Consider the following 2,595-nt stretch of genomic DNA (forward strand, 5'->3'; position numbering starts at 1 on the left):
TGTACCGAGAGTGTATCAATGAACTGTTTTGCTTCCAGTCTCGCTTGTTTGCGACTCGACATAGCATTTTTCCTTGCTTTGTTATACTAGATAAAAAGTAATTGGATAAAAATGCTTGGCGGATAGATGCGACAAGAGGAGTCAAATTAAGGCTAGTTAAAGCTTACGATATTTGCCTGTAACAACATTCGACTTTTGATAGGTCAACCAGAAAGAACTCCGGTGTGAATATCTTCTCTTGTTCCCTTCGCAGATTCTAATCTGATCAGGTTCAACGGATCCCGAATTAACGGTCTCAGCCTTATGGCACTCCGACAAGTGATGTCAGTATATAAAAACGGCTTGGTGAAACCAAGCCGACCTGTTCAATTTTTAACTACTTTGCTAGCTGCGCATCAATAATTGAAAGCCTATCCACGCCGCTGAAATACTTAACACGACATTCAACAATACGTTCAACCCCATCTTAAAGAAAGCGCCCTGCTGCATAAGCAAAACATTATCCATCGAGAAGGTGGAAAACGTCGTTAGTGCGCCTAAAAAACCCAAGCCAATCACTTGTCGCCAAGGTTCCGTTGCCAAAAGTTCATTATCGAAAGCTGCTATCAATAAGCCCATCATAAATGAGCCAACAACGTTAACGGTTAACGTACCATATGGAAAACCACGCCCCAATAAAATGACACAAAGTTCAGAAATTAAGTAACGAGAACATGCACCAAATGCACCACCCAATGCAATAAAACCCAAAACGGATAGTTGTCCCATAATTCCCCCAGAAAAGTTAATGGCGACATTGTAATCAAATTTACGGCAATAGTGATTATACAATCTTAGAATTCAGCAAATTATAGCGCTTAAAACTTATCAAGATTTTAAAAGTTACAGGAGTCACTTTACTTCAATGTAACCCATCAAACCCGTCTTCATGTGTTCAATTACATGACAATGGTACATCCAACGCCCTGGGTTATCTGCAACAAATGCCGCTTTCGCACTGCCGTTTTTTCCAAGTAAGACCGTATCGGTATGAAACGGTTCGTCGAGTTTTTTGCCATCTAACTCAAGAACCGTAAATGTGTGTCCATGAAGATGAATAGGATGATGATATTGGGTGACGTTCTTTAGGTTGAAGATATAGGTTTTTCCCATCTCCAATGTTGAAAGCGGCGCTGGAATATTATCTTTGCTCATTCCCTCCCAAGCCCGTTTGTTCATCAGCCAGAACTTAGGTATCGCTTTGCCCGATTGATCAGCAGGAGTGATCGCGCCCTCCCACTCAAACACATAATCGATTTGCTCTGCATTTTTCAAATCGAGAGCTGGCACAGGGTTGAGAGGTAATAAAGGCAGTTTCTGGTTGTTCGGCAGGTCAGACTCAACACCGTCAAACTCGCACAAATGGAATGGGAAGCGTCCTTTCATTTGACGCACATAAACACGTTTTCCAACCTTCGGAGCAATCAATCCGATATCTAACCTCATTCCTGGACCAATTTTGTGCTGAGTGAGCTTATAAGGCGTTTTAACAGGATTACCATCTATAGCAATAACCCAAGCCTCTGCCCCTTCTATAGCGATCGGGTAAGTAATGGTGTTATCGACATTAGCAATTCTTAATCGCGTGGTAGCATTCTGCTTCAGCGTATAAACAGGTTCATGCACACCATTGACGCTACTCCACTCTCCGGGAGTCCCCATACGAGCGCTCAAGCGCGGTACCATAAGGTTCTTCCACTGACCTTGTTTGTCTAAATGCCAATGCTTTAGAACTATTTCCTGTTCTTCATCAAATAGAACAGGCTCAGCCTCTTCAACGATAATTAGCCCAACTAAGCCCATACCAAGTTGCTTAACGCTATTCATGTGGGGGTGATACCAAAACGTGCCTGCATCTGGCGGTGTAAATTCATAAACGAATGTTTCACCCGGCATGATAGGCGGCTGGCTTAAGAAAGGTACACCATCCATTTCAATAGGGATTCGCAAGCCATGCCAGTGGATTGTAGTCGGCTCTGAAAGCTTGTTAGTAAACCTAATTATAACTTTCTCGCCTTGGCGACAACGAATCGTAGGCGCTGGAATCGAACCATTAAATGCGAGTACGTCTGTGTTAAACCCAGGGATCAATTCTGCAGTAGAAGGCTCTGCAGTGATATCGTATATATATTGCCTCTGCTTATTAGTGCTCCTAGATAGAGAACATGCAGGTAGAACGGTAAGCGCGGAGATTGCTAAGGATGATTGAAGAAAGCGTCGACGAGATATATCCATACATAGTTACTCATTAATCCAGATCGGTTGAGTGTAACTAAATATAAATAGTGATTCCCCTTTATTATTAAAATTTCGGGCCACTGATCATTACAGCTAACTGTAGTTTCGTTCGTTCAGTAGATTAAATGCTGCCAAAGTACAGCAGAAAGCCATACTTACGGGATAAGAGTAGAAATAAGCTGTAATAATGAGAAGAAACCAGATACAAAAAAGGCTCTGACCTAAGTCAGAGCCTGATATGTGGCAGGGGTGGAGAGATTCGAACTCCCAACACGCGGATTTGGAATCCGCTGCTCTGCCAATTGGAGCTACACCCCT

General features: G+C 42.7%; 2 protein-coding genes, 1 tRNA gene and 1 riboswitch. All 3 genes read right to left on the reverse strand.

The window, feature by feature from the left end; all coding sequences use genetic code 11:
- Window positions 1-225: 225 nt before the first annotated feature.
- A riboswitch (TPP riboswitch) is annotated at window positions 226-324 on the reverse strand.
- Window positions 325-384: 60 nt separating this feature from the next.
- Window positions 385-768, reverse strand: a complete 384-nt coding sequence (crcB, locus tag R7Q47_RS23150; protein WP_005378811.1) for a fluoride efflux transporter CrcB — start codon at window positions 766-768, stop codon at window positions 385-387.
- A 123-nt stretch (window positions 769-891) separates the two neighbouring features.
- Window positions 892-2,274, reverse strand: coding sequence for a multicopper oxidase family protein (locus R7Q47_RS23155; protein WP_154204944.1), 1,383 nt, complete (start codon window positions 2,272-2,274; stop codon window positions 892-894).
- 244 nt (window positions 2,275-2,518) lie between these two features.
- Window positions 2,519-2,595, reverse strand: a tRNA-Trp gene (locus tag R7Q47_RS23160).

It is taken from the genome of Vibrio sp. Vb0349 (assembly GCF_033338975.1).

What these genes read in the sequence shown, in the direction of transcription:
- crcB (WP_005378811.1), bottom strand. Translation starts at nt 768, where the DNA reads ATGGGACAACTATCCGTTTTGGGTTTTATTGCATTGGGTGGTGCATTT.
- R7Q47_RS23155 (WP_154204944.1), bottom strand. Translation starts at nt 2,274, where the DNA reads ATGGATATATCTCGTCGACGCTTTCTTCAATCATCCTTAGCAATCTCC.